This is a genomic window from Pseudomonas sp. NFACC42-2 (assembly GCF_900116055.1).
Lineage (GTDB): Bacteria > Pseudomonadota > Gammaproteobacteria > Pseudomonadales > Pseudomonadaceae > Aquipseudomonas > Aquipseudomonas marginalis.
Window position 1 is genome coordinate 1 of the sequence record NZ_FOZO01000010.1, and the last position, 25,613, is coordinate 25,613.

Consider the following 25,613-nt stretch of genomic DNA (forward strand, 5'->3'; position numbering starts at 1 on the left):
AACCCCTACGCAATAAATAACGGGGGAATTCGCACGGAAATCGACATCAACAAGCAAATAAAAGAACTACGCGAAGCAGGGCAGGAAGTCTCGGCAGAAACCGCCGATCTTCTTATGAGAGGAAGCATAGACCGCTTTGAAGCTGCCATTCCCGATCCGGAACTGCGTGCCAGGATCTCCGAAGTAGCCCACCAGGGAGCAACCGGCCCAGGTGTAGTCGACTTGAACAGCCATGCGGTTCTGAAAGAGCCTTATCTGTTCAGCGCTACGGATACGACCTTTCAAATCGATCACGATCCTTCCACCAACGTCACCAAGGTCAGCGTGATATCCAAAGGACGTCTCTTGAATCCGGATGTCGAACCCAGCGAAGTCAAGGGCGTGGACGTGGTCATCAAACGAACCTTTACCATCAGGGAGAGCAACGAGCTGGACTCCAGTTATGCTATCGATAAAGACGCCCCGACTACCATGGAGGTTTCCGTCACGCCGACTTGATCAACCGCACAAGCATGCCTCTTACCTCATGCCCCAAACGGCGGTAACCTCGGTGACCGCCGTTTTCGTTCGCGCAGCTTTTATATGACAGCCACTTCAGGGGTCTCCATGCCAAGAACTGCCTTAAAACCGCTGCTCCTCACCGCTGGCCTGCTGGCCTTTATGCCGATGGCCCACGCAGCCAGTACCCTGGTCTACTGCTCCGAAGCCAGCCCCGCCGGGTTCGACCCCAGCCAGTACACCAGCGGCACCGACTTCGATGCATCCGCCGAAACCGTGTTCAACCGCCTGACCCAATTCAAGCGTGGCGGCACCGAAGTCGAACCGGGCCTGGCCACACGCTGGGAGGTGTCCGAGGATGGCCTGGCCTACACCTTCCACCTGCGCGATGGCGTCAAGTTCCACACCACTGACTTCTTTAAACCCAGCCGCGATTTCAATGCGGATGATGTGCTGTTTACCTTCAATCGCCTGCTGGATGCCGAGAGCCCGTTCCGCAAAGCCTACCCTTCCGAATCGCCGTATTTCACCGACATGGGCCTGAACACCACGATCAAGAGCGTCGACAAACTCGACGAGCACACTGTGCGATTCAACCTGAACAACGTCGATGCCTCGTTCGTGCAGAACCTGGCCATGAGTTTCGCCTCCGTGCAATCGGCCGAGTACGCCGCCCAGCTAATGAAGGAAGGCAAGGCCGAAGACATCAACCAGAAGCCGGTGGGCACCGGGCCGTTTGTGTTCAAGCGCTACCAGAAGGACTCGCAGATTCGCTACGTGGCGAATAAGCAGTACTGGAAACCCGAGGATGTGAAACTCGACAACCTGGTGTTCGCCATCACCCCGGACGCTGCGTCGCGCCTGCAAAAACTCAAGGCCGGCGAATGCCAGGTCAGCGGCTACCCGCGCCCGTCGGACATCGAGGTGATGAAGCAGGACCCCAACCTGCGCGTGCTGCAGCAAGCCGGTTTTAACCTGGGCTTCCTGGCTTATAACGTGACCCACCCACCGCTGGACCAACTCAAGGTGCGCCAGGCCCTGGACATGGCCATCGACAAGCCGGCGATCATCAAGGCGGTTTACCAGGGCGCCGGACAATTGGCGCAGAATGCACTGCCACCCGCGCAGTGGTCTTATGACCCGACCATCAAGGATGCCCCGCACGATCCGACCAAGGCCCGCGCGCTACTAAAAGAAGCAGGGGTTGCACCGGGCACTACCATCAACCTGTGGGCAATGACCGTCCAGCGCGCTTCCAACCCGAACGCGCGCATGTCGGCCCAAATGATCCAGCAGGATTGGGAGAAAGTCGGCATCAAGGCCAATATCGTCAGCTATGAATGGGGCGAGTACATCAAGCGCGCCAAAAATGGCGAGCACGATGCGATGATTTATGGCTGGACCGGCGACAACGGCGACCCGGATAACTGGCTCGGCGTGCTCTACAGTTGTGCCGCGGTCAAGGGCAGCAACTACGCCAAATGGTGTAACCCGGCCTACGACAAACTGGTGCAGCAGGCCAAGGTCAGCAGTGACCGCGAACAACGCATCAAGTGGTATCAACAGGCACAAAAAATTCTTAAGGAACAAGTACCTATAACGCCCATTGCGAACTCGACGGTTTTCCAACCCCTGCGCAAGGAAGTGAAGGACTTCAAGATCAGCCCCTTTGGGCTGACACCGTTCTACGGCGTGAGTCTAGATAAGTAACAGCAATGCCCCAACCGAGTGCGCCAGACGCCTCGGTTGACCCTTCCTGGTGCACCTCCTGCACCGAAAAAAACCTATAAATAAGCTCAAATATGTCAAAACTTTCATAATTGCGACATTCCTGTACGTTCGTACCACTCTTTCCGCCTTGCGACGGTTCAGCATCTTGCAATGGGTATGGCGCCTGCATAAGTATCCGCAGGCCGACTCACGAGGTCGCCCTCACCACCAAAAATGACAACAAATCATGAGGCCAACATGCTTAAACACGCAGTCCTTCCGTTATTAGTGAGCGCCGGCCTTATGGCCGCGGCCCCATTCGCCCAAGCGGCGACTAACCTGGTGTTCTGCTCCGAAGGGAGCCCGGCCGGTTTCGACCCAGGCCAGTACACCACCGGAACAGACTTCGATGCTTCGGCCGAAACCATGTTCAACCGTCTGAGCCAATTCGAACGCGGCGGCACCGCCGTTGTTCCTGGCCTGGCCACCAGCTGGGACGTGTCCCCGGATGGCCTGACCTACACCTTCCACCTGCGCGAAGGCGTCAAGTTCCATACCACCCCGTACTTCAAGCCGACTCGTGAATTCTCGGCTGACGACGTCCTGTTCACCTTCAACCGGATGATCAACAAAGACGATCCATTCCGTAAGGCCTACCCCACCGAGTTCCCGTACTTCACGGACATGGGGATGGACACCAACATCAAGAACATCGAGAAGGTCGATGCCCACACCGTCAAGTTCACCCTTGGCACCGTGGACGCCGCCTTCATCCAGAACCTGGCCATGAGCTTCGCTTCCATCCAGTCGGCCGAATACGCCGCCCAGCTGTTGAAAAACGGCACGCCCCAGGACATCAACCAGAAGCCGGTCGGTACTGGCCCGTTCGTATTCAAGAGCTACCAGAAAGACTCGAACATTCGCTACACCGGCAACAAGGACTACTGGAAACCTGAGGACGTGAAGATCGATAACCTGATCTTCGCCATCACCACCGATCCGTCGGTGCGTATCCAGAAGCTGAAGAAAAACGAGTGCCAGATCACCCTGTTCCCACGTCCGGCCGACCTCAAGGCGCTGGGTGAAGACAAGGACCTGAAACTGCCGCACCAGGCCGGTTTCAACCTGGGCTATGTCGCCTACAACGTCATGGACAAGGTCAAGGGCAGCGACCAGCCCAACCCGCTGGCTGACCTGCGCGTGCGCCAGGCGCTGGACATGTCGGTGAACAAGCAGCAGATCATCGACTCCGTCTACCAGGGCGCAGGCCAACTGGCGGTCAACGCCATGCCGCCAACCCAATGGTCCTACGACACCACTATCAAGGACGCCAAGTACGATCCCGAGAAAGCCAAGGCGCTGCTCAAGGAAGCGGGTATCAAGGAAGGTACCGAGATCGTTCTGTGGGCGATGCCGGTTCAGCGTCCGTACAACCCGAACGCCAAGCTGATGGCCGAAATGCTGCAAAACGACTGGTCCAAGATCGGCCTGAAGGTCAAGATCACCAGCTACGAGTGGGGCGAGTACATCAAACGCTCCAAAGGCGGCGAGAACCAGGCCATGATCATTGGCTGGAGCGGCGACAATGGTGACCCGGACAACTGGCTGAACGTGCTGTTCGGCTGCGACTCCCTGGCCGGTAACAACTTCTCCAAGTGGTGCGACAAGAAATTCGACGGCGTCGTGAAAGAAGCCAAGGCTACGTCGGACGTCGCCAAACGCACCGAGCTGTATAAGCAGGCGCAACATATCCTCAAAGATGCAGTCCCGATGACACCTATCGCGCACTCGACGGTGTATCAACCCATGCGCAACACCGTACAGGACTTCAAGATCAGCCCGTTTGGCCTGAACTCCTTCTATGGCGTGAGCGTAAGCGGCAAGTAAGGACCAATGACGGCGACGTTTCATAACGTCGCCGTTATTGCATCCGCCTGGACCGTAGGAAATAGACCACGTTCGTAATCGCCGCTTCCTACAGCTGCGAACTGCGACAAGTAGCTCTTTTGCCTACAAGGTCAGTCCAATTTGGCGCATTTACTGCGCAGTCCGCGACCCATACCGTCGTAGGACAGCAGAGGCTCCAACCTGGGAAAGGCACTTGCTGTGTGTGGGATCAGTAATGTCCCCCTGGCACTACGCCAGGGTGATTGCTTGCTGATGACAACTACAAACAAGGATCGGGATCGTCATGCGCCATACCACCGTTCTATCCGCAATTTTTGGCACCAGCCTGCTGGCTGTAGCCACGATGGGCCAGGCGGCCGACAAGAAGAGCCTGGTGTTCTGCTCTGAAGGCAGCCCGGCAGGGTTCGACACCGCGCAGTACACCACCGCCACCGATAACGATGTGGCCGAGCCGCTGTACAACCGCCTGGTTGAGTTTGAAAAGGGAGCGACCAACGTCGTACCTGGACTGGCGACCAAGTGGGATATTTCCGAAGACGGCCTGACCTACACCTTTCACCTGCGTGAAGGGGTGAAATTCCACAGCAACAAGGAATTCAAGCCGACGCGGGATTTCAACGCCGACGACGTGCTGTTCACCTTCAATCGCATGCTTGACCCCGACCACCCGTTTCGCAAGGCCTACCCCACCGAGTTTCCGTATTTCAACGGGATGAGCCTGAACAAGAACATTGCCAAGGTCGAGAAAACCGACCCGCATACCGTGGTGATGACGCTGAACTCGGTCGACGCTGCGTTCGTGCAGAACATCGCCATGAGCTTTGCCGCCATCCTGTCGGCCGAATACGCCGAGCAGTTGCTCAAGGAAGGCAAGCCCAGCGACATCAACCAGAAGCCGATCGGCACTGGTCCCTTTGTCTTCCAGCGCTATCAGAAAGACTCGCAGATCCGTTATGTGGGCAACAAACAGTACTGGGACCCGAGCAAGGTCAAGCTGGACCAGCTGATTTTTGCCATCAACACCGACGCCTCGGTGCGCGTGCAAAAGCTCAAGGCCGGCGAATGCCAGGTCACCCTGCACCCGCGCCCGGCCGACGTCGACGCGCTCAAGGCCGATCCGAACCTGCAACTGCTGACCAAGCCGGGCTTCAACTTGGGCTACATCGCCTACAACGTGCGCCACAAGCCGTTCGACCAGCTCGAAGTGCGCCAGGCGCTGGACATGGCGGTGAACAAGCAGAGCATCCTCAACGCCGTATACCAGGGCGCGGGGCAGTTGGCAGTCAATGCCATGCCGCCGACCCAATGGTCCTACGACGACAGCATCAAGGACGCCGCCTACAACCCGGAAAAAGCCAAGGAACTGCTCAAGGCCGCCGGCGTGAAGGAAGGTACCGAGATCACCCTGTGGGCGATGCCGGTGCAACGGCCGTACAATCCCAACGCCAAGCTGATGGCCGAGATGCTGCAAAGCGACTGGGCCAGGATCGGACTGAAGGTCAAGATCGTCAGCTACGAGTGGGGCGAATACATCAAGCGCACCAAGAACGGTGAGCACGATGTCAGCCTGATCGGCTGGACCGGCGACAACGGCGATCCGGACAACTGGCTGGGCACCCTCTACAGCTGCGACGCCATCGGCGGGAACAACTACTCCATGTGGTGTGACCCGGCGTACGACAAGCTGATCAAGCAAGCCAAGGTCGTGACCGACCGCGAACAAAGGACTGTTCTGTACAAACAGGCGCAACAACTGCTCAAGCAGCAGGTGCCGATCACACCCGTCGCCCACTCGACGGTCAACCAGCCGTTAAGCGCCAAAGTCGAAGGCTTCAAAGTAAGCCCGTTCGGCCGCAACGTGTTCTCGGGCGTCAGCATTACCCCATAAGAAAATAACCGGATTGCAGGGAGCGAAGTTGGCTCTCTCGTAAACGCGCAGCCTTTTGTTGGGATTTTTCCTACAGCAAACGTTTGCACCAGCTTGATCGAGTTACACACCCAATAGCCGGATCACCAAAAAAGACCGGCATTAAAAAGAGAACCAAAGGAGCTTCAACCCATGAAACTGAGCAGCAAAGCGCTTCTGGCCTTGGCCATCAGCAGCATCACGGCCACCGCCTATGCTGAACCCGCCAGCCAGGACTTCGTTCCGACCACATTGGCCGGCGCCAGCGCCCAAAGCGAGGCCAAAGGCTTTATTGACGGTCAAAGCCTGGGCGGTACAACCCGTAACTGGTACTCCAGCGAGAAGAAATTCCGTGGCCAGCGTTTCTCCTATGAGAAACACAATCAGACGCGCACCGACGCAAACCGCACAAACTGGGTACAAGGCACCATCCTCAACTACTCCTCGGGCTTCACCCAAGGCACCGTGGGGGTGGCGACCGAAGTCGCGGCTTACAACGCCGTGGTCCTGGACCGCAGCAAGCGTGATATCAAGGGCGGTTCCAACCGTACCCTGGCTGACTCCGACGGCGATGCAGTAGGCCAGTGGAGCAAACTGGGCCTGGCGAACGTCAAGTTCCGCGTGTCCAACACCACCTTGACCGCCGGTCGCCAGAACTTCAGCAGCGGAATCGTCGATACCATCGGCAACCGTGCCCTGCCTTCGAGCTTCGAGGGTGTGAGCTTCAACAGCGAAGAGTTCAGCAACCTGTCGTTCCAGGGCGGCATCTTTGATCGCGTTTCGCCGCGAACCGAACAAAGCCTGTCGAAATTCCGTTCCGAGTACGGCAATGGCCAGGAAACCGACAAGGTCAAAACCCTGGGCTTCAACTACCAGCCGTTCAAGAGCCTGAAAACCAGCGTATTCGCCGCTAACGTCGAAGACTTCTGGAACCAGTACTACTTCGGTGCCACCCACGAATTGGGTGATGCACAGACCCTGGCACTGACCACCGGCCTGAACTACTACAAAACCACCGACACCGGCAGCAAGAAGATGGGCAACATCGACAACGACACTTACTCGTTGTCCCTGGGGCTGACCCACCAGGCCCATAGCCTGACCTTCTCGTACCAGGAAGTTAACGGTGACGAGTACTTCGACTACCTGCACGAAACCAACGGCATCTACCTGGCCAACTCCCTGACCTCCGACTTCAACAGCCCGAACGAGAAGTCCTTCCAGATCGCCTACGGCATCAACATGGCCGAATACGGCGTGCCGGGCCTGAAGTTCAACGTCTACTCGGCGCGCGGCTGGGGCATCGACGGTACTCACTACAACGGTACCGCCTATGGTACTGCCGGTGAGAGCCGCAGCGACCTGCGCCTGATGGACGGCGAGAAACACCAGGAATACGGGGTTGGCACGTCCTACGCGATTCAGAGCGGCCCACTCAAGGCCACCACCATCCGTGGCACCTACGTGACTCACCGCGCCAGCGCACAACAGGCTGACGGCAACATCAAAGAGTTCCGCCTGGTCACCACCATCCCGTTCAACATTCTTTAACTAGCACCAGGTAGACGGCAGGCTCAGGACGAGCCTGCCGTCTACGCTTGTCTGGTCCCATCGATTGCAGAGGGCTCTGAATGAAAATGCTCCCGCTACAAGCTGCCGTTGCCGCTGCGCTGTTAAGCGTGGCTATCGGCGTATCGGCCAAACCCCTGGTGGTCTGCACCGAAGCCAGCCCGGAGGGTTTTGACCCGGTCCTGTACACCACGGCCGTCACCGCCGATGCCGCCGCCGAAACCATGTTCAACCGCCTGGTGGACTTCAAGCCCGGCACCACCGAGATCGTGCCAGCGCTCGCCACTTCCTGGGAAATCAGTGACGACGGCCTGACCTATACATTTCATCTGCGCGACGACGTCAAGTTCCACACCACCGACTACTTCAAACCCACGCGCAACATGAATGCAGACGACGTGCTCTGGAGCTTCCAGCGTCAACTGGACCCGAAACACCCGTGGCACAACAAATCCAGCGTGGGCTACCCGTACTTTGAAAGCATGGGCTTCAAGGAACTGCTCAAGAGCGTGGAGAAGACCGATGACCATACCGTGGTCTTCACCCTGACCCGCCCTGAGGCACCGTTCCTGGCCGATGTCGCGATGCCGTTCACCGCCATCCACTCCGCCGAGTACGCCGACAAGCTACTCGCCGCCGGCAAGACCGAAGAGCTCAACAGCAAGCCGATCGGCACCGGCCCGTTCATTTTCACACGCTACCAGAAGGACGCTCAGGTGCGCTTCAAGGCCAACCCGGAGTACTTCCGTGGCAAGCCTCCGGCCGATCCGTTGATCCTTGCCATTGCGGTCGACAACAACGTGCGCCTGCAGAAGCTCAAGGCCAACGAATGCCAGATCGCGCTGTATCCCAAGCCCGACGACCTTCCCAGCATCAAGAAAGACCCGAACCTGAAGGTCGCCGAACTGGCGGCGATGACCACCGCATACACCGCCCTGAACACCACCCACAAGTACATGAGCGACGCGCGGGTGCGTCACGCGATCAACATCGCGTTCGACAAGAAAGGCTACAACGAATCCCTGTATGGCAAAGGCAACGCCGTGGATGCCACCGGCCCGTATCCGCCGACCCTGTTGGGCTTCAACGATAAGCTGAAAAACCCTGAACGCGACCTGGACAAGGCCCGTGCCCTGCTCAAGGAAGCCGGTGTACCGGAAGGCACCGAGTTCACCCTGTTTACCCGTAACGGCGGTGGCCCGACCAACCCCAACCCGATGCTCGGCGCCCAGCGCATGCAGGCGGATCTGGCGCAGATCGGCCTGAAAGTGAACATCAAGGTCATGGAATGGGGCGAAATGCTCAAGCGCGCCAAAGCCGGCGAGCACGACATGGTTTCCGCCGGCTGGGCCGGGGATAACGGGGACCCGGATAACTTCCTTACGCCGAACCTGAGTTGCGATGCAGCGAAAAACGGCGAAAACTACGCCCGCTGGTGTAACAAAGAGTTTCAGGACTTGATCGATAAGGCCCGCGCCGACGCTGAACCCCAGCAGCGGGCCGCACTCTATCAACAAGCCCTGGAGGTTTTCGACAAGGACCAACCGTGGATTCCCATGGCATACCCGAAAATGTTCACCGCCATGCGCAAGAACGTCGAGGGTTATACCCAAAGCCCTCTGACGAACAATAACTTCGCCACCACCCAGGTGAAGTAAATAAGAGAAACGCTCGGCACCGCCCACCAGGACGGTGCCGAACCTGCCTAACCGGCTGATTGAGGTACACCACAAGATGTTTAGTTTTATTGCCCGCCGACTGGGGTTATTGATCCCCACGTTTTTCGGCATCACGTTGCTCACGTTTGCGTTGATACGCATGATCCCTGGCGACCCTGTCGAAGTCATGATGGGCGAGCGGCGCGTCGACCCCGAGATGCACGCACAGGCAATGGAACGCCTTGGCCTTAACAAGCCGCTGTACGCGCAATACCTGGACTACGTCGGCAAGCTCGCCCACGGCGACCTTGGCGAATCCCTGCGTACCCGTACCAGCGTGTGGACCGAGTTCACCGCCCTCTTCCCGGCGACCCTGGAACTGTCCATGGCCGCCCTGTTGTTCGCCGGCATCCTGGGCCTGTTGGCCGGGGTGATCGCGGCACTCAAGCGAGGATCCCTGTTCGACCACGGGGTGATGGGCATCTCCCTGGCGGGCTATTCGATGCCGATCTTCTGGTGGGGCCTGATCCTGATCATGTTCTTCTCCGTGAGCCTGGGCTGGACCCCGGTGTCCGGACGTATCGACCTGCTCTACGACATCGAGCCGCGCACCGGCTTCATGCTGATCGACACCCTGCTGGCCGACGAGCCGGACGCGTTCTGGGATGCGCTGCACCACCTGATCCTGCCGGCCATCGTGCTCGGCACCATCCCGTTGGCAGTGATCGCGCGGATGACCCGTTCATCCATGCTCGAAGTGCTGCGCGAAGACTACATCCGCACCGCCAAGGCCAAGGGCCTGTCGCCGGCGCGCGTGGTGTTCGTGCACGGCCTGCGTAACGCGCTGATCCCGGTACTCACCGTGGTCGGCCTGCAAGTCGGCACCCTGCTGGCCGGTGCGGTGCTGACCGAAACCATCTTCTCGTGGCCCGGTATCGGCAAATGGCTGATCGAAGCCATCGGCGCGCGGGACTACCCGGTGGTGCAAAACGGCATCCTGCTGATCGCCTGTCTGGTGATCCTGGTGAATTTCGTGGTGGACATCCTCTACGGCTTCGCCAACCCACGCATCCGTCACCAGCGCTGAGATCATGACCATGACCACACCTACTCAAGTGTCAGCAGTCGATCAAAGCCTGCTGTACCCGTCACCGTACAAAGAATTCTGGCAAGCCTTTTCCAAGAACAAGGGCGCGGTTGCCGGCCTGCTGTTCATGTTGCTGATCGTGTTCTGCGCGATCTTCGCCCCCTGGGTAGCGCCGCATAACCCGAGCGAGCAATACCGCGATTTCCTGCTGACCCCGCCGTCGTGGCTGGAAGGCGGGCAGATCCAGTTCCTGCTCGGCACCGACGAACTGGGCCGCGACCTGCTCTCGCGCCTGATCCAGGGCTCGCGCCTGTCCTTGCTGATCGGCTTGTCGTCGGTGGTGATGTCGCTGATCCCGGGCATCCTGCTGGGTCTGTTCGCCGGTTTCTTCCCGCGCCTGCTCGGCCCGACCATCATGCGCCTGATGGACATCATGCTGGCCCTGCCCTCGCTGCTGCTGGCGGTTGCGATTGTCGCGATCCTCGGCCCTGGGCTGATCAACACCGTGATCGCCATCGCCATCGTGTCGCTGCCGTCCTACGTACGTCTGACCCGCGCTGCGGTGATGGGCGAGCTGAACCGTGACTACGTGACTGCCGCCCGCCTCGCCGGCGCCGGCCTGCCCCGCCTGATGTTCATCACCGTGCTGCCTAACTGCATGGCGCCGCTGATCGTGCAGGCGACCCTGAGTTTCTCTTCGGCGATCCTCGATGCCGCGGCCCTGGGCTTCCTTGGCCTTGGCGTACAACCGCCAACCCCGGAGTGGGGCACCATGCTGGCTTCGGCCCGTGACTACATCGAACGCGCCTGGTGGGTGGTGAGCCTGCCTGGCCTGACCATTTTGCTCAGCGTGCTGGCAATCAACTTGATGGGTGACGGCCTGCGCGACGCGCTGGACCCGAAACTCAAGAACGCCGCCTGAGGAGATTCCCATGTCACTGTTAGAAATCAAGAATCTCAACGTCCGCTTCGGCGACAAGACCGCCGTGCCGGTGGTCGATGGCCTCGACATTGCCGTCGACAAGGGCGAAGTCCTGGCCATTGTTGGCGAGTCGGGCTCGGGTAAATCCGTGACCATGATGGCGCTGATGGGGCTGATCGAGCACCCCGGCATCGTCACCGCCGACGCCCTGAACTTCGACGGCAAGGACATGCTCAAGCTGAGCAACCGCCAGCGCCGCCAGATCGTCGGCAAAGACCTGGCGATGGTGTTCCAGGACCCGATGACCGCGCTGAACCCCAGCTACACCGTGGGTTTCCAGATCGAAGAAGTGCTGCGCCTGCACCTGAAGATGTCCGGCAAGCAAGCCCGCAAGCGCGCCATCGAGCTGTTGGAAAAAGTCGAGATCCCGGGCGCCGCCAGCCGTATGGACGCCTACCCGCACCAACTGTCCGGCGGTATGAGCCAGCGAGTAGCCATCGCCATGGCGATTGCCGGCGAGCCGAAACTGCTGATCGCCGACGAACCGACCACGGCGTTGGACGTCACCATTCAAGCGCAAATCATGGACCTGCTCCTGGCCCTGCAAAAAGAGCAGAACATGGGCCTGGTACTGATCACCCACGACCTCGCGGTCGTGGCTGAAACCGCCCAGCGCGTGTGCGTGATGTACGCCGGACAAGCCGTGGAAGTCGGCCAGGTGCCGCAGTTGTTCGATATCCCGGCGCACCCGTACAGCGAAGCGCTGCTCAAGGCGATCCCCGAGCACAGCCTCGGCGCCACGCGCCTGGCCACGCTGCCGGGTATCGTGCCCGGCCGCTATGACCGCCCGCAGGGTTGCCTGCTGTCGCCACGCTGCCCGTATGTGCAGGAAAGCTGCCGTGCCCAGCGGCCCGGCCTTGATCCGAAAAGCAACAGCCTTGCGCGCTGCTTCTACCCCTTGAACCAGGAGGTGGCGTAATGGCCGTCGTTCTTACTGCCCGCGACCTGACCCGTCATTACGAAGTGTCCCGTGGCCTGTTCAAGGGCCACGCCACCGTGCGTGCCCTCAACGGCGTGTCCTTCGAACTGGAAGCCGGCAAGACCCTCGCGGTTGTAGGCGAGTCGGGTTGCGGCAAATCCACCCTGGCCCGTGCATTGACGCTGATTGAAGAACCATCGTCCGGCTCCTTGAAAATCGCCGGCCAGGAAGTCGCCGGTGCCGACAAGGCCCAGCGCAAGCAATTGCGCAAAGACGTGCAGATGGTGTTCCAGAGCCCGTATGCCTCATTGAACCCACGCCAGAAGGTCGGTGATCAACTGGGCGAGCCGCTGCTGATCAACACCAACCTGTCCGCCGCCGAACGCCGCGAGAAAGTGCAGGCGATGATGAAGCAAGTGGGCCTGCGCCCTGAGCATTACCAGCGTTACCCGCACATGTTCTCCGGTGGCCAGCGCCAGCGGATCGCCCTGGCCCGCGCGATGATGCTGCAACCGAAAGTGCTGGTGGCGGATGAACCCACCTCGGCGCTGGACGTGTCGATCCAGGCCCAGGTGCTCAACCTGTTCATGGACCTGCAGCAGGAATTCAACACCGCCTACGTGTTCATCTCCCACAACCTGGCGGTGGTGCAGCACGTCGCCGACGATGTGATGGTGATGTACCTCGGCCGTCCGGTGGAAGTGGGCCCCAAGGAGGACATCTACGCACGCCCCCTGCATCCGTACACCCAGGCGCTCCTCTCGGCCACCCCGACCATTCATCCGGATCCGAACAAACCGAAGATCAAAATCGTTGGCGAGTTGCCCAACCCACTGAACCCGCCGCCGGGCTGCGCGTTCCACAAGCGCTGCCCGTATGCGACGGCACGTTGCAGCAGCGAGGAACCGCAACTGCGCGCCTTGGATAACCGCCAGGTGGCGTGCCACTACGCGGAGCAGTTTGTGGCCTGACCCAGCAATAAAAATGCCCTGGAGGTTCAGTCCAGGGCATGACATGAGTTCTACCGCCCCACCCGTCGGATTGCGCATCAGTCCGGTAGGTGGGGCTTTTTTTTCAGCTCGACTCAGGTATCGCTGTCACCCTCAGTGTCATCATCGTCCGCAGGGGCCTGTTGGTCATCGTCATCCTTGGAGCCACCCTGGTCCTCATCACCGGGCTCCGACTCGCTCTTGGCCAGTTGTAAACCACCCGCCTGCGCCGTTTTCGCCGCTACGAACCCTGGGACCTGGCTCTGCACTGCGGTATTAGCCCATGCAGAGGAGATCCCCAGCGATAACATCACCAGCACTTTTAGCAACATCACTAAACGTTGAAAAATACTCATGGTCAATTTCCGTCCAGTCAGTGAATCACCCGCGCCGGCGTTCGACCGTCGCTGTGAATTAAGCTAGTTCCGATCCTGGTTTTATGCCACTCGCGCGTCAGGTGTCACCATCGTCATAGGTTTCGCTGTCTTCCCCTTCGTTATAGGGGTTTTCTGCATCTTCCTTGGGCGCAGGCTGGGCCTGGGGTTGCCAACTGCCGGAGTTGACCTCGTTCTGCTTTTTCTTGGTGACCGGGCCGGTGTCTTTCCACTGCGGCACTCCTGCGCCCGCCAGTGCCGGAAGGGACGTCAGCCCCAGGACGGCCAGCAACACCAGGGGAATGGCGCGTTGAGCATTTCGCACGGTGATCTCCTTTGCAGTCGGTGGTTAAACGCTAGACCCGATGCCGGATTCTCGCCAATCCCATGCCTGGAGGAGAAAAAAATGTGGGAGGGGGCTTGCCCCCTCCCACATTTTGTTTTCGGCGCTCAGACCTTAGTGGTGCTCGCGGGTCGCGCGGAATTTCACATCCGGCCAGCGCTCTTCCATCAGCGCCAGGTTGACCCGGGTCGGGGCCAGGTAGGTCAGGTGACCGCCGCCATCGAGCGCGAGGTTTTCCACGGCCTTGTTGGAGAACTCTTCCAGCTTCTTCTTATCGGCGCATTCGATCCAGCGCGCGGAGTACACGGTGATCGGCTCGTAGGAGCATTCGACCTTGTATTCCTCTTTCAAGCGGCTGGCGACCACATCGAACTGCAGCACACCCACGGCGCCGAGGATGATGTCGTTGCTGCGCTCGGGGAAGAACACCTGGGTAGCGCCCTCTTCCGCCAGTTGCTGCAGGCCTTGGCGCAGTTGCTTGGATTTCAGCGGATCGCGCAGGCGCACGCGGCGGAACAGTTCCGGGGCGAAGTGCGGGATACCGGTGAAGCCCAGCGTTTCACCTTCGGTGAAGGTGTCGCCGATCTGGATGGTGCCGTGGTTGTGCAGGCCGATGATGTCGCCGGCGTAGGCCTCTTCGAGCTGTTCACGCTCGGAGGAGAAGAACGTCAGGGCGTCGCCGATGCGCACGTCCTTGCCGGTGCGCACGTGGCGCATCTTCATGCCTTTTTCGTACTTGCCCGAGCAGATGCGCATGAAGGCAATACGGTCGCGGTGCTTGGGGTCCATGTTCGCCTGGATCTTGAACACGAAGCCGGTGAATTTCTCTTCCACCGGTTCCACGGTGCGCTCGTTGGCGACACGGGCCAGCGGCTTCGGTGCCCAGTTCACGACGGCGTCGAGCACGTGGTCGACGCCGAAGTTGCCCAGGGCGGTGCCGAAGAACACCGGGGTGAGTTGGCCGTCGAGGAACTCCTGCTGGTTGAACTCATGGCAGGCGCCCTGCACCAGTTCCAACTGGTCGACAAAGCGGTCGTACTCGTCACCCAGGTGGGCGCGGGCTTCGTCGGAGTCGAGCTTCTCGATGATTTTCACATCGGTGCGCTCATGACCATGGCCGGCGGTATAGACAATGATGTAGTCGTCGGCCAGGTGGTACACGCCCTTGAAGTCGCGGTAGCAACCGATCGGCCAGGTGATCGGCGCAGCCTTGATCTTCAGGACGGCTTCGATTTCATCCAGCAATTCGATCGGGTCGCGGATATCACGGTCAAGTTTGTTGATGAAGCTGACAATCGGCGTATCACGCAGCCGGCATACGTCCATCAGCGCGATGGTACGTGGCTCGACGCCCTTACCGCCGTCGAGGACCATCAGTGCCGAGTCCACCGCGGTCAGGGTGCGGTAGGTGTCTTCGGAGAAGTCTTCGTGGCCCGGGGTGTCGAGCAGGTTGACCATGTGATCGCGATACGGGAACTGCATGACCGACGTGGTAATGGAAATACCCCGTTGTTTTTCCATTTCCATCCAGTCGGAGGTGGCATGGCGGTCGGATTTGCGCGATTTCACCGTGCCGGCCACTGCGATCGCCTTGCCCATCAGCAGGAGCTTCTCGGTGATGGTGGTTTTACCGGCATCGGGGTGGGAAATAATGGCGAAAGTGCGGCGTTTCGCGACTTCGGCGGCCTGGTGGGTCATGGGAAATCGCCTGGCAGGTGAGTCAAAAAAGGGCGGCGAGTATAGCGCAAACCGCAGGTGCCGGACCACCGTTCACCCCATTGGGGGTGGCTAAATGCTGCCAAGTATGGAACCTTTTAAAAGGTAGAGACGTCCACTCCCCTGCTACCGCACTCGTAACAGGGGCTGAAAAATCAGCAAGTTAGCCTGACGAGGCTGCGCTCATGGCTCGATTTGATACCGCGTTGCCGGTATTGGCGAGCTGCTTTTCGCGACCACATTCAGAGGCAGCCAGGAATGGCATTGCCGCTCGGAAATGTGGTCGCCGACAAAAGAAAAAAGGAGTCCGCCTGTGGCTATTCGCTATGGCAAAGGGCTGATAGGAGGAGTGGTTGTCGTCGCTCTCCTGGCCCTGCTGGTCCACTGGATCGGCATCAACACGATCGAACTGTACCGCGACGATTTGTTGTTTTACCTGCAAGCTCATTTGATCCTGGTTCTAGTCTCCATGCTGGCCGCCCTCGTTGTGGGCATCCCCGCCGGTATCCTGCTCAGCCGACCGAACATGGTCGGGCGCGCAGAACGCTTCATGCAGATCTTCAACATCGGCAACACCGTCCCACCCCTGGCCGTACTGGCCATCGCCCTCGGCGTCCTCGGCATCGGCAGCGGCCCGGCCATCTTCGCACTGTTCCTCGCCTCCTTGTTGCCCATCGTGCGCAACACCTACGAAGGCCTCAAAAACGTTCAAGGCTCGCTGAAAGAAGCCGCCACCGGCATCGGCATGACCCCGCGCCAGGTGCTGTTTCGCGTCGAATTGCCGAACGCCGTGCCGATCATCATCGGCGGTGTGCGCGTGGCCCTGGCGATCAACGTCGGTACCGCGCCGCTGGCGTTCCTGATCGGTGCCAATAGCCTGGGCAGCCTGATTTTCCCCGGCATCGCCCTGAACAATCAGCCGCAACTGCTGCTCGGTGCCGCATGCACCGCGCTGCTGGCATTGCTGCTCGACGGTCTGGTGACCATGGCCAGCCGCCTCTGGCTGGAACGCGGGTTGCGTCCGTCTTAAGGCTTGGCAAAGGAATTCACATGAAAAAACTGACCTTGATATTGAGCTGCGTCCTGCTGTTTGCAGGTTTTGCGCAAGCCGCTGAAAAACCCGTGATCCGCATCGGCGCCCGGGTGTTTACCGAACAAACCCTGCTGGCCGAAATCACTTCCCAGTACCTGCGCACCAAGGGTTACGACACCCGCGTGACCGGCGGCCTGGGCAGCAACCTGGCGCGCAGTGCCCAGGAAAGCGGGCAACTGGACCTGATCTGGGAATACACCGGCGTGTCGCTGGTGGCCTACAACCATGTCGATGAGAAGCTCGACAGCGAACAGTCCTACGCCCGAGTGAAAGAGCTCGACGCGAAAAAAGGCCTGGTCTGGCTGTCGCCGTCGCGATTCAGCAACACCTACGCTCTGGCACTGCCCGAGAAAGTGGCCGAGGAGCATCCAGAGATCAACAGCATCAGCGACCTCACCAACGCCATGGCGAAAGACACCAAGGAACACCGCCTGGTGGCCCTGGACACCGAGTTCGCCAACCGCTCCGACGGCCTGGCCGGCATGGTCAAGCTGTATGACATGAACCTGACGCGCAAAAACACCCGGCAGATGGACGCCGGCCTGGTCTACACCGCGCTGCGTAACGGCCAGGTGTTTGCCGGCCTGGTCTACACCACCGACGGTCGCCTGAACGCGTTCAAGTTGAAGCTGCTGGAAGACGACAAGCACTACTTCCCGGACTACACCGCAGCCCCCGTGGTACGCCAGGTTTACCTCGACGCACACCCGCAGCTGGCCGCAGACCTTGCGCCACTGGCCGCGCTGTTCGACGACAAGACCATGCGTGAGTTGAACGCGCGGGTCGACGTCGACCATGAAAGCCCATCCGCTGTTGCCGCCGATTTCCTGCGCCAACATCCGATCAACTAAGAAGGAGAAGACATGGAATTCCTGAACGCCTTTTCCCATCTTGATTGGGCCCAGGTCCTGCACCTGACCTGGCAGCACATCACCCTGGTCGGTATCGCGGTGATCCTGGCGATTGTCGTCGGCGTGCCCCTCGGCGTGCTGATGACCCGCTTCCCAACCCTCGCCGGCCCGTTGCAAGCCAGCGCCACGGTGCTGCTGACCGTACCGTCCATCGCCCTGTTCGGCCTGCTGCTGCCGTTCTACTCCAAATTCGGCCAGGGCCTGGGGCCGATGCCGGCGATCACCGCCGTGTTCCTCTACTCCCTGCTGCCGATCATGCGTAACACCTACCTGGCCCTCACCGGCGTCGAACCGGGCATTCGCGAAGCCGCCAAAGGCATCGGCATGACCTTCGGCCAGCGCCTGCGCATGGTCGAACTGCCCATCGCCGTGCCGGTGATCCTCGCCGGCGTGCGTACCGCCGTGGTGATGAACATTGGCGTCATGACCATCGCCGCCACCATCGGCGCCGGTGGCCTGGGTGTACTTATTCTGGCTTCCATCAGCCGCAGCGACATGTCGATGCTGATCGTCGGCGCCGTGCTGGTCAGTCTCCTGGCCATCTTCGCCGACCTGCTTCTGCAATGGCTGCAACGCTCGCTGACTCCAAAAGGACTGCTCAAATGATCGAACTTCAAAACCTGACCAAGACTTTTCAAAGCAACGGCAAAACTGTTTCGGCCGTGAACGACGTAAGCCTGACCGTCAACGAAGGCGAGATTTGCGTGTTCCTCGGCCCTTCGGGCTGCGGCAAGAGCACCACGCTGAAAATGATCAACCGCCTGATCAAGCCCACCTCGGGCAAGATCCTGATCAACGGCGAAGACACCACCGACCTCGACGAAGTGACCCTGCGCCGCAACATCGGCTACGTGATCCAGCAGATCGGCCTGTTCCCGAACATGACCATCGAGGAAAACATCGTGGTCGTGCCCAAGCTGCTGGGCTGGGACAAGCAGAAATGCCACGACCGCGCCCGCGAGTTGATGAGCATGATCAAGCTGGAACCCAAGCAGTACCTGCATCGCTACCCGCGTGAACTGTCGGGCGGCCAGCAACAGCGCATCGGCGTGATTCGTGCACTGGCGGCCGATGCCCCATTGCTGCTGATGGATGAGCCGTTCGGCGCGGTCGACCCGATCAACCGCGAGATGATCCAGAACGAGTTCTTCGAGATGCAACGGGCGCTGAACAAGACCGTGATCATGGTCAGCCACGACATCGACGAAGCCATCAAGCTGGGTGACAAGATCGCCATCTTCCGCGCCGGCAAGCTGCTGCAGATCGACCATCCGGACACCCTGCTGGCCCATCCGGCCGATGAGTTCGTCAGCAACTTCGTGGGCCAGGACAGCACCCTCAAGCGCCTGTTGCTGGTGAAGGCTGAAGATGCGGCCGACAACGCCCCGTCGGTGAGCCCGGAAACCCCGGTGGCCGATGCCCTGGAGCTGATGGACGAAACTGACCGCCGCTATGTGGTAGTCACGTGCGCCGAGAACAAGGCGCTCGGCTATGTACGCCGTCGCGACCTGCACCGTCAGACCGGTACCTGCGGCCAGTACCTGCGCGAGTTCAACGCCACGGCGGCGTATGACGAGCATTTGCGCATCCTGTTGTCGCGTATGTACGAGTTCAACCGCTCGTGGCTGCCGGTAATGGATGCGGAGAGGGTGTTCCTGGGTGAGGTGACCCAGGAGTCGATTGCCGAGTACCTGAGTTCCGGTAAGTCCCGTGGGGGCAAGACCAGTATCGTTTCGCCGGCTGAGACAGCCTTGAGCTGACGCACAGTTAGACCCATTCACGTTGAAACGGCCCATCACTGTTCGAGTTTTCCACAAACCCGGCAGTGCATGAGCCGAGTCAGGACGCAATAAGCCGCGCAAATATTATTCTAACTAAGCCTTAAAGACTGTCAGAACTCACAGGTTCCAAGGATTCAGGAATAGGTTCCAATGCGCCTCGACACATCGAAACGCTCTTGCACCTAACGTCTTGAACCTACGAGGCTCCCTATGAGTACGAAAGAATCGGCCACTCCAATTTCTGGGGAAGAACCCCGGGCCCCAGCGGCAATGATCATCGGTGGAATCGCTGATCCACAGCGTGTCAAACAAGGCAACGACTTCACATTGATGATCGCTGCCCAGCTCGTGGACGAACGCGGCACCGCGATTCCAAACGTCACCACAACTTGGAGTACAAGCACATCCGGGGCCAGCTTCGCTTCAGGTCCGGGGCCATTGAACGCTAAGCTGACGGTGAAAAATGTACAGAACACTACGACTGTTGTATTTACCGTTTCCACACAGCAATACCCGGACATTAAGAAGACCCATAGCTTCACGCTGATTCCGTTCGCTGGCTGACTGGCCCACGCTGATAGCCTTCGTGGCAAAGGCACTTGCTCCTTCGCCACGAAAGCGCTGAATCCCCTTCAAATTTCCCCTTTTGGGGAACATCAATCCGTCACACCTGTCGGTTACATAAGTAGCTGCACGCCATCGCGCGACGAACGCGTGCAAAAACGCGACATTTTTAGTTGATCTCAAGCCCCTCACGCCCTAAAGTTCGCGCCGAACGTCCATGCTGGAAACGATCCATCCGGCTCAAGTACTGACGACGAGACAGCAAGGCCAAGGGACGCAGTTGATCCCATGGCCTTTTTGCTTTCGGCGACATGCCTTGGGAAGTAGGCGAACCAAAGTGGGGATACGGAGGACGTTCATTTGCACCCATTGCTAATTTTAGTTTGCCCTTAGGAGTTCCCAGCATGTCGATCAACGTCGAAGATTATTTCGCGCGCGCCACTTTTGACAAAATGAAGGCGTTCGCCGACAAACAGGAAACCCCGTTCGTGGTGATCGACACCGCGATGATCAGCCAGGCCTACGATGACCTGCGCGCCGGTTTCGAATTCGCCAAGGTGTATTACGCGGTCAAGGCCAACCCGGCCGTGGAGATCATCGACCTGTTGAAAGACAAGGGCTCGAGCTTCGACATCGCCTCGATCTACGAGCTGGACAAGGTCATGGACCGCGGCGTCAGCGCCGACCGTATCAGCTACGGCAACACCATCAAGAAATCCAAGGACATCCGCTACTTCTACGAGAAGGGCGTGCGCCTGTTCTCCACCGACTCCGAAGCCGACCTGCGCAACATCGCCAAGGCCGCGCCGGGTTCGAAAGTGTATGTACGTATCCTCACCGAAGGCTCGACCACGGCTGACTGGCCTCTGTCGCGCAAATTCGGCTGCCAGACCGACATGGCCATGGACCTGCTGATCCTGGCCCGTGACCTGGGCCTGGTGCCCTACGGCATTTCGTTCCACGTTGGCTCGCAGCAACGCGACATCAGCGTGTGGGACGCGGCAATCGCCAAGGTCAAGGTGATCTTCGAGCGCCTGAAGGAAGAAGACGGCATCCACCTCAAGCTGATCAACATGGGCGGCGGCTTCCCGGCCAACTACATCACCCGCACCAACAGCCTGGAAACCTACGCCGAAGAAATCATCCGCTTCCTCAAGGAAGACTTCGGCGATGACCTGCCGGAAATCATCCTCGAGCCGGGCCGCTCGTTGATTGCCAACGCCGGCATCCTGGTCAGTGAAGTGGTATTGGTTGCCCGTAAATCCCGTACCGCCGTCGAGCGCTGGGTGTACACGGATGTGGGCAAGTTCTCCGGCCTGATCGAAACCATGGACGAAGCCATCAAGTTCCCGATCTGGACCGAGAAGAAAGGCGAGATGGAAGAAGTGGTCATCGCCGGCCCGACCTGCGACAGCGCCGACATCATGTACGAAAACTACAAGTACGGCCTGCCGCTGAACCTGGCGATTGGTGATCGTTTGTACTGGTTGTCGACCGGTGCCTACACCACCAGCTACAGCGCAGTTGAGTTCAATGGCTTTCCGCCGTTGAAGTCGTTCTACGTGTAAGACGGCCGCACACAAGAAACCCATGACATGTCATGGGTTTTTTTTTGCCTCAGGCAAGGCTCACGGCCCGTTGGCGGAAGGCCTCGGCCAGCGCTCGAACCCGCGGATCACTCGCCGCCGCCAAGGCCTTGTGGGCTGTTCGCAGGAACTTCAGATTTCCGCCCGCCAGCGCCTTGCGCAACCACTCCAGCGCCGCCTCGACCTGGCCCCTGTCGGCCAAAACCGCCGCGTAACTGAACTGCCCGCGAAAATCCCCGGCCTCGGCTGAGCGTCGATACCACTCCACAGCCGCCTCCAGGTCCCTCGGGCAAAACTGAGCGTCTTCCAGGTAGCGCCCCAGCAGGTTCATCGACTTGGCATGCCCCTGCTCTGCGGCTTGCCGATACAAGGACAGCGCGTGCTGCGGGTTCTCGGCAACACCCCGGCCCGTCGCCAGCAGATTGGCATAGTTGTACTGGCCCCAATCCAATCCCGCGTCTGCCGCCAAGCGGTATTCCCGCGCAGCCGCCGCTTCGTCGATGACACACCCCCAGCCATGCTCAAGGCAACGCCCGGCCATATTGCGCGCCATTAAATGCCCGCCCTGCGCCGCAATCTGGAACCACCGCAGCGCCAGCGCTTCGTCGCGCGCAATACCGCGGCCTTCCAGCAGGATTTGCCCGAGCAAGGCCTGGGCATCCACCACGCCCTCCTTGGCCGCGATCAGAATCGCCTGGGCCGCATGCACAGGCGAGCCGTCGAGCATGCCCTGCAATTGCTCAACGTTGAGCACTTCTTCGCGGCGCAATAAAAAGCCCATGTCAGACCTCGACCCAGCGACGCAACAGGTTGTGATAGGTGCCGGTGAGCTGGATCAACCCAGGGTGGTCGGGGACATCACGGCTCAGTTGCTGGATGGCGCCGTCCATCTCGAACAGCAGCGTACGCTGGCTGTCTTCACGCACCAGGCTTTGGGTCCAGAAAAACGCGGCATAGCGCGCACCTCGGGTCACGGCATTGACTTTGTGCAGGCTGGAGCCTGGGTACAGCACCATATCGCCGGCCGGCAACTTCACGCGCTGCAGGCCGAAAGTGTCCTGGATCTCCAGTTCGCCGCCGTCATAGTCATTCGGATCGCTGAAGAACAGCGTGGACGACAGGTCCGTACGCACCCGCTCATGGCTGCCCCTGGCCTGGCGCACGGCATTGTCGATATGGAAATCGAAGCTGCCGCCGGCCGTGTAGCAATTGAGCAGCGGCGGGAAGACCTTGTGCGGTAACGCCGCTGACATAAACAGAGGATTTTTCCACAACCGTTCGAGCATTGCCGCGCCGATCTCCTTGGCCAGCGGGTGGCCTTCGGGCAACTGCAGGTTGTGCTTGGCTTTGGCGGACTGGTGCCCGGCGGTGATTTTGCCATCGGCCCAATCTGCGGTTTCCAGGGCGTGGCGGATGCGCTGCACTTCCTCGCGAGAGAACAGGCCGGGAATGTGCAGCAGCATGGGGCAATACCTGTAGGCAAAGAGGCGCCAATGGTATTGATTCTTATCCGCTCTGTAAAACGCCGGAGACGAACGAGAACGTAAAAACCGTAAGGCAAAAGTGTAAAGAATGTAAATTCAGTGCGAATAGTAATGTATCGCAATTGATAGAAAGTCTTGTTCGCCCTATATTCCGCGGCCTCACCTCCTTGGGGAAAGGACACGTCATGTCGCGCACCACCACAAAAACACCTGTTGGCTCACCCCGCATGCTGGCTTCGGCCATCGGCGTTGCGCTGAGCGCCAGCTCTGTCGCCCATCTGGCGCAGGCGGCCGAAGACACTGAACAAAAAGGCCAGCGCAACAGCATCGCCCTCGGCGCCACCAGCATCACCGGCGAAGAACAGGACAACACCGCGTACCAGGTCGAAAAAGCCTCGTCGCAAAAATACACCGCGCCGTTGGTGGACACGCCGCGCTCGGTGACCGTGGTGCCACAACAAGTCCTCAAGGACACCGCCGCCACCTCGCTGCAGGATGCCCTGCGCACCGTGCCGGGGATTACCTTCGGCGCCGGCGAAGGCGGCAACCCGCAGGGCGACCGTCCATTCATCCGTGGTTTCGACGCCCAGGGCGACACCTACCTGGACGGCGTGCGCGACACCGGCGGCCAGAGCCGTGAGATTTTCGACATCGAGTCCATCGAAGTCAGCAAAGGCCCGAACTCCTCCTTCGGCGGTCGTGGCTCGGCCGGTGGCAGCCTCAACCTGGTGAGCAAGACCCCGCAAGCCCGGGACTTCACCAACGGCGGCTTCACTTACGGTTCCGACCAGACCCGCCGCTATGTACTCGATGTGAACCGTCAGTTCCTCGACGACAGCGCCGCGTTCCGCCTGAACCTGATGAGCCACGAACAGAACGTGGCTGGCCGTGACGCGGTCAATTACGACCGCTGGGGCGTGGCCCCATCGCTGACCTTCGGCCTGGGCACGCCGACCCGCGTCAACCTCAGCTACTACCATATGGAAAGCAATGACCTGCCGGATTCGGGCATTCCGTATGGCTACAGCTCTTCGACCGCCACCACTCATGCGCACGACAAACCCACCGACGGCGGCGACAGCAATAACTTCTACGGTCTCAAGGACCGCGACTTCCGCAAGACCCGCGCGGACATCAGCACGTTCTCCATCGAGCACGACCTGAACGACGACATGACGCTGAAAAACACCCTGCGCCATGGCAGCACCGGTCAGGACTACGTGCTCACGCAGCCGGACGATAGCCAACGCAACGTCAACCGTTTCGGCACGGTGTGGCGTCGCGCGAACACTCGCGTCTCCACCACCACGACCACCACCAACCAGACAGATCTGTTCGGCAACTTCCAGGCGCTTGGCTTCAAGCACAGCTACTCCACCGGCCTGGAATTCACCGGCGAAGAAACCCGCGTCAGCGGTTACACCGTCACACCGAACAGCAACCCGACGTGCACCGTGGCCAGCGGCGGCCGGGGTGGACAGTGCACCTCGCTGAGCAACCCGAATCCGGACGACGCCTGGACCGGCAACATCGCGCGCAATTACAACGGCACCAACACCAAGGCCACCAGCCGTGCCGCCTATGTGTTCGACACCATCGAACTCGATCCGAAATGGCTGCTGAACGTCGGCCTGCGCTACGACACCTTCGACACCGAAGCCAACACCAACGCCGTACCGACCTCGACGGTCAGGGCGCGCAGCAAGGTCAAGGACGACAGCCAGTTCTTCAACTGGCAGGCCGGCCTGGTCTGGAAGCCTTTGGAGAACGGCAGCATCTACACCTCCTACGCGACCTCGGCATCACCGGCAGGTGGACTGGTGGGCGAAGGAGTCGACAGCAATGCGATTCCTACCGGCATCAACACCAGCGACCTCAAGCCCGAAGAAACCGTCAACTACGAGCTGGGCACCAAGTGGGACCTGTTCCACAACCGCCTGTCCCTGTCTGCCGCAGTGTTCCGCACAGAGAAGAAAAACACCCGCATCCTGGTGGACTCCAACACCTACGAAACGGCAGGCGAGTCGCGGGTCGATGGCCTGGAACTGTCCGCCAGCGGCAAGATCACCGAACAGTGGCAAGTCTTCGCCGGCTACAGCTACCTGAAAGCCGAACTGGTTGACCCAGGCAAAAACGGCAACCGCCAGGGCGTCGTCCAGGCCGGTTCCAACAAAGGCAACCAAATGCCCAACACGCCGGAGAACTCGTTCAGCCTGTGGACCACCTATGACCTGACCCCGAAGCTGACCATCGGCGGTGGCGCGTTCTACGTCGATCAGGTTTACGGCGATGCGGCCAACACCGTGTATGTGCCCTCCTACACCCGCTACGACGCCATGGCCAGCTATAAGCTGAGCAAACACGTCGACCTGCAATTGAACGTGCAGAACCTGACAGACAAGACCTACTACGACAAAGCCTACGCCTCGCACTTCGCCAACCAGGCGGCGGGCCGCACGGCGCTGCTGTCCACAAGCTTCCACTTCTAAACGGTCAGCAGCCCACAAAGCCCCACGCATCGGATGCGTGGGGCTT

Annotated in this window: 21 protein-coding genes and 1 pseudogene; 17 read left to right on the top strand and 5 right to left on the bottom strand. The window is 59.9% G+C overall.

Going from position 1 to position 25,613, the window contains the following annotated elements; genetic code table 11:
• The 10 genes and pseudogenes from BM416_RS30625 to BM416_RS18525 all read left to right on the top strand — a co-directional run.
• Positions 1-498: pseudogene (locus tag BM416_RS30625) on the top strand (hypothetical protein); the annotation flags it as partial.
• A 108-nt stretch (positions 499-606) separates the two neighbouring features.
• Positions 607-2,208 (top strand): ABC transporter substrate-binding protein, encoded by a 1,602-nt coding sequence (locus BM416_RS18485; RefSeq protein ID WP_092488980.1) that lies wholly within the window; start codon positions 607-609, stop codon positions 2,206-2,208.
• Positions 2,209-2,466: 258 nt separating this feature from the next.
• Positions 2,467-4,095, top strand: coding sequence for an ABC transporter substrate-binding protein (locus BM416_RS18490; RefSeq protein WP_092488981.1), 1,629 nt, complete (start codon positions 2,467-2,469; stop codon positions 4,093-4,095).
• A 364-nt stretch (positions 4,096-4,459) separates the two neighbouring features.
• Positions 4,460-6,004: an ABC transporter substrate-binding protein gene (locus BM416_RS18495; RefSeq protein ID WP_370671244.1), complete on the top strand. Its 1,545-nt coding sequence runs from the start codon at positions 4,460-4,462 to the stop codon at positions 6,002-6,004.
• A 171-nt stretch (positions 6,005-6,175) separates the two neighbouring features.
• The gene (locus BM416_RS18500; protein ID WP_092488982.1) at positions 6,176-7,573 is read left to right on the top strand and encodes an OprD family porin; all 1,398 of its coding nucleotides are present in this window, start codon (positions 6,176-6,178) and stop codon (positions 7,571-7,573) included.
• An 80-nt stretch (positions 7,574-7,653) separates the two neighbouring features.
• Positions 7,654-9,249, top strand: a complete 1,596-nt coding sequence (locus BM416_RS18505; protein WP_027604857.1) for an ABC transporter substrate-binding protein — start codon at positions 7,654-7,656, stop codon at positions 9,247-9,249.
• Positions 9,250-9,325: 76 nt separating this feature from the next.
• Complete coding sequence (locus BM416_RS18510) at positions 9,326-10,336, top strand: ABC transporter permease subunit (protein WP_003215992.1); 1,011 nt, start codon at positions 9,326-9,328, stop codon at positions 10,334-10,336.
• Positions 10,337-10,346: 10 nt separating this feature from the next.
• A complete protein-coding gene (locus tag BM416_RS18515) occupies positions 10,347-11,258 on the top strand; it encodes an ABC transporter permease subunit (protein ID WP_027604858.1) in 912 nt (303 codons plus the stop codon).
• A 10-nt stretch (positions 11,259-11,268) separates the two neighbouring features.
• On the top strand, positions 11,269-12,237 hold the full coding sequence (locus BM416_RS18520; protein ID WP_065938502.1) for an ABC transporter ATP-binding protein: 969 nt from the start codon (positions 11,269-11,271) through the stop codon (positions 12,235-12,237).
• Positions 12,237-13,208, top strand: coding sequence for a peptide ABC transporter ATP-binding protein (locus tag BM416_RS18525; RefSeq protein WP_016971590.1), 972 nt, complete (start codon positions 12,237-12,239; stop codon positions 13,206-13,208). Before BM416_RS18520 ends, BM416_RS18525 begins: the two co-directional genes overlap by 1 nt.
• Positions 13,209-13,321: 113 nt before the next feature.
• Here BM416_RS18525 and BM416_RS18530 read toward each other — a convergent pair whose 3' ends face one another.
• From BM416_RS18530 to BM416_RS18540, 3 genes are all read right to left on the bottom strand, one after another.
• Positions 13,322-13,582 (bottom strand): hypothetical protein, encoded by a 261-nt coding sequence (locus BM416_RS18530; RefSeq protein WP_092488983.1) that lies wholly within the window; start codon positions 13,580-13,582, stop codon positions 13,322-13,324.
• Between the two features lie 97 nt (positions 13,583-13,679).
• The gene (locus tag BM416_RS18535; RefSeq protein ID WP_092488984.1) at positions 13,680-13,925 is read right to left on the bottom strand and encodes a hypothetical protein; all 246 of its coding nucleotides are present in this window, start codon (positions 13,923-13,925) and stop codon (positions 13,680-13,682) included.
• A gap of 132 nt (positions 13,926-14,057) precedes the next feature.
• On the bottom strand, positions 14,058-15,641 hold the full coding sequence (locus tag BM416_RS18540; protein ID WP_027604861.1) for a peptide chain release factor 3: 1,584 nt from the start codon (positions 15,639-15,641) through the stop codon (positions 14,058-14,060).
• A gap of 295 nt (positions 15,642-15,936) precedes the next feature.
• Here BM416_RS18540 and BM416_RS18545 point away from each other — a divergent pair, with 295 nt between their 5' ends.
• The 6 genes from BM416_RS18545 to BM416_RS18570 all read left to right on the top strand — a co-directional run bounded on the left by BM416_RS18545 (position 15,937) and on the right by BM416_RS18570 (position 21,576).
• The gene (locus tag BM416_RS18545) at positions 15,937-16,689 is read left to right on the top strand and encodes an ABC transporter permease (RefSeq protein ID WP_262382155.1); all 753 of its coding nucleotides are present in this window, start codon (positions 15,937-15,939) and stop codon (positions 16,687-16,689) included.
• Between the two features lie 20 nt (positions 16,690-16,709).
• Positions 16,710-17,603 carry a glycine betaine ABC transporter substrate-binding protein gene (locus tag BM416_RS18550; RefSeq protein WP_092488985.1) on the top strand — a complete coding sequence of 298 codons (894 nt, stop codon included), beginning with the start codon at positions 16,710-16,712 and terminating at the stop codon, positions 17,601-17,603.
• Positions 17,604-17,615: 12 nt separating this feature from the next.
• The gene (locus BM416_RS18555; RefSeq protein ID WP_027604864.1) at positions 17,616-18,269 is read left to right on the top strand and encodes an ABC transporter permease; all 654 of its coding nucleotides are present in this window, start codon (positions 17,616-17,618) and stop codon (positions 18,267-18,269) included.
• Positions 18,266-19,423 carry an osmoprotectant ABC transporter ATP-binding protein OsmV gene (locus BM416_RS18560; RefSeq protein ID WP_032886218.1) on the top strand — a complete coding sequence of 386 codons (1,158 nt, stop codon included), beginning with the start codon at positions 18,266-18,268 and terminating at the stop codon, positions 19,421-19,423. The genes BM416_RS18555 and BM416_RS18560 overlap by 4 nt, the downstream gene beginning before the upstream one ends.
• 231 nt (positions 19,424-19,654) lie before the next feature.
• Positions 19,655-20,008, top strand: a complete 354-nt coding sequence (locus BM416_RS18565; protein WP_092488986.1) for a hypothetical protein — start codon at positions 19,655-19,657, stop codon at positions 20,006-20,008.
• A 404-nt stretch (positions 20,009-20,412) separates the two neighbouring features.
• On the top strand, positions 20,413-21,576 hold the full coding sequence (locus tag BM416_RS18570; protein WP_014716890.1) for a type III PLP-dependent enzyme: 1,164 nt from the start codon (positions 20,413-20,415) through the stop codon (positions 21,574-21,576).
• A 49-nt stretch (positions 21,577-21,625) separates the two neighbouring features.
• Here BM416_RS18570 and BM416_RS18575 read toward each other — a convergent pair whose 3' ends face one another.
• A complete protein-coding gene (locus BM416_RS18575; RefSeq protein WP_092488987.1) occupies positions 21,626-22,375 on the bottom strand; it encodes a tetratricopeptide repeat protein in 750 nt (249 codons plus the stop codon).
• Between the two features lies 1 nt (position 22,376).
• Positions 22,377-23,057 carry a Fe2+-dependent dioxygenase gene (locus tag BM416_RS18580; RefSeq protein WP_092488988.1) on the bottom strand — a complete coding sequence of 227 codons (681 nt, stop codon included), beginning with the start codon at positions 23,055-23,057 and terminating at the stop codon, positions 22,377-22,379.
• Between the two features lie 206 nt (positions 23,058-23,263).
• On the opposite strand from BM416_RS18580, the gene BM416_RS18585 reads away from it, so the two are divergent.
• Positions 23,264-25,567 carry a TonB-dependent receptor gene (locus BM416_RS18585; protein WP_092488989.1) on the top strand — a complete coding sequence of 768 codons (2,304 nt, stop codon included), beginning with the start codon at positions 23,264-23,266 and terminating at the stop codon, positions 25,565-25,567.
• Positions 25,568-25,613 lie beyond the last annotated feature (46 nt).

Bases quoted from the DNA above. Each gene is read 5' to 3' on its own strand.
- BM416_RS18485 (WP_092488980.1), top strand. From the start codon at position 607: ATGCCAAGAACTGCCTTAAAACCGCTGCTCCTCACCGCTGGCCTGCTG.
- BM416_RS18490 (WP_092488981.1), top strand. From the start codon at position 2,467: ATGCTTAAACACGCAGTCCTTCCGTTATTAGTGAGCGCCGGCCTTATG.
- BM416_RS18495 (WP_370671244.1), top strand. From the start codon at position 4,460: ATGGGCCAGGCGGCCGACAAGAAGAGCCTGGTGTTCTGCTCTGAAGGC.
- BM416_RS18500 (WP_092488982.1), top strand. From the start codon at position 6,176: ATGAAACTGAGCAGCAAAGCGCTTCTGGCCTTGGCCATCAGCAGCATC.
- BM416_RS18505 (WP_027604857.1), top strand. From the start codon at position 7,654: ATGAAAATGCTCCCGCTACAAGCTGCCGTTGCCGCTGCGCTGTTAAGC.
- BM416_RS18510 (WP_003215992.1), top strand. From the start codon at position 9,326: ATGTTTAGTTTTATTGCCCGCCGACTGGGGTTATTGATCCCCACGTTT.
- BM416_RS18515 (WP_027604858.1), top strand. From the start codon at position 10,347: ATGACCACACCTACTCAAGTGTCAGCAGTCGATCAAAGCCTGCTGTAC.
- BM416_RS18520 (WP_065938502.1), top strand. From the start codon at position 11,269: ATGTCACTGTTAGAAATCAAGAATCTCAACGTCCGCTTCGGCGACAAG.
- BM416_RS18525 (WP_016971590.1), top strand. From the start codon at position 12,237: ATGGCCGTCGTTCTTACTGCCCGCGACCTGACCCGTCATTACGAAGTG.
- BM416_RS18530 (WP_092488983.1), bottom strand. From the start codon at position 13,582: ATGAGTATTTTTCAACGTTTAGTGATGTTGCTAAAAGTGCTGGTGATG.
- BM416_RS18540 (WP_027604861.1), bottom strand. From the start codon at position 15,641: ATGACCCACCAGGCCGCCGAAGTCGCGAAACGCCGCACTTTCGCCATT.
- BM416_RS18545 (WP_262382155.1), top strand. From the start codon at position 15,937: ATGTGGTCGCCGACAAAAGAAAAAAGGAGTCCGCCTGTGGCTATTCGC.
- BM416_RS18550 (WP_092488985.1), top strand. From the start codon at position 16,710: ATGAAAAAACTGACCTTGATATTGAGCTGCGTCCTGCTGTTTGCAGGT.
- BM416_RS18555 (WP_027604864.1), top strand. From the start codon at position 17,616: ATGGAATTCCTGAACGCCTTTTCCCATCTTGATTGGGCCCAGGTCCTG.
- BM416_RS18560 (WP_032886218.1), top strand. From the start codon at position 18,266: ATGATCGAACTTCAAAACCTGACCAAGACTTTTCAAAGCAACGGCAAA.
- BM416_RS18565 (WP_092488986.1), top strand. From the start codon at position 19,655: ATGAGTACGAAAGAATCGGCCACTCCAATTTCTGGGGAAGAACCCCGG.
- BM416_RS18570 (WP_014716890.1), top strand. From the start codon at position 20,413: ATGTCGATCAACGTCGAAGATTATTTCGCGCGCGCCACTTTTGACAAA.
- BM416_RS18575 (WP_092488987.1), bottom strand. From the start codon at position 22,375: ATGGGCTTTTTATTGCGCCGCGAAGAAGTGCTCAACGTTGAGCAATTG.
- BM416_RS18580 (WP_092488988.1), bottom strand. From the start codon at position 23,057: ATGCTGCTGCACATTCCCGGCCTGTTCTCTCGCGAGGAAGTGCAGCGC.
- BM416_RS18585 (WP_092488989.1), top strand. From the start codon at position 23,264: ATGTCGCGCACCACCACAAAAACACCTGTTGGCTCACCCCGCATGCTG.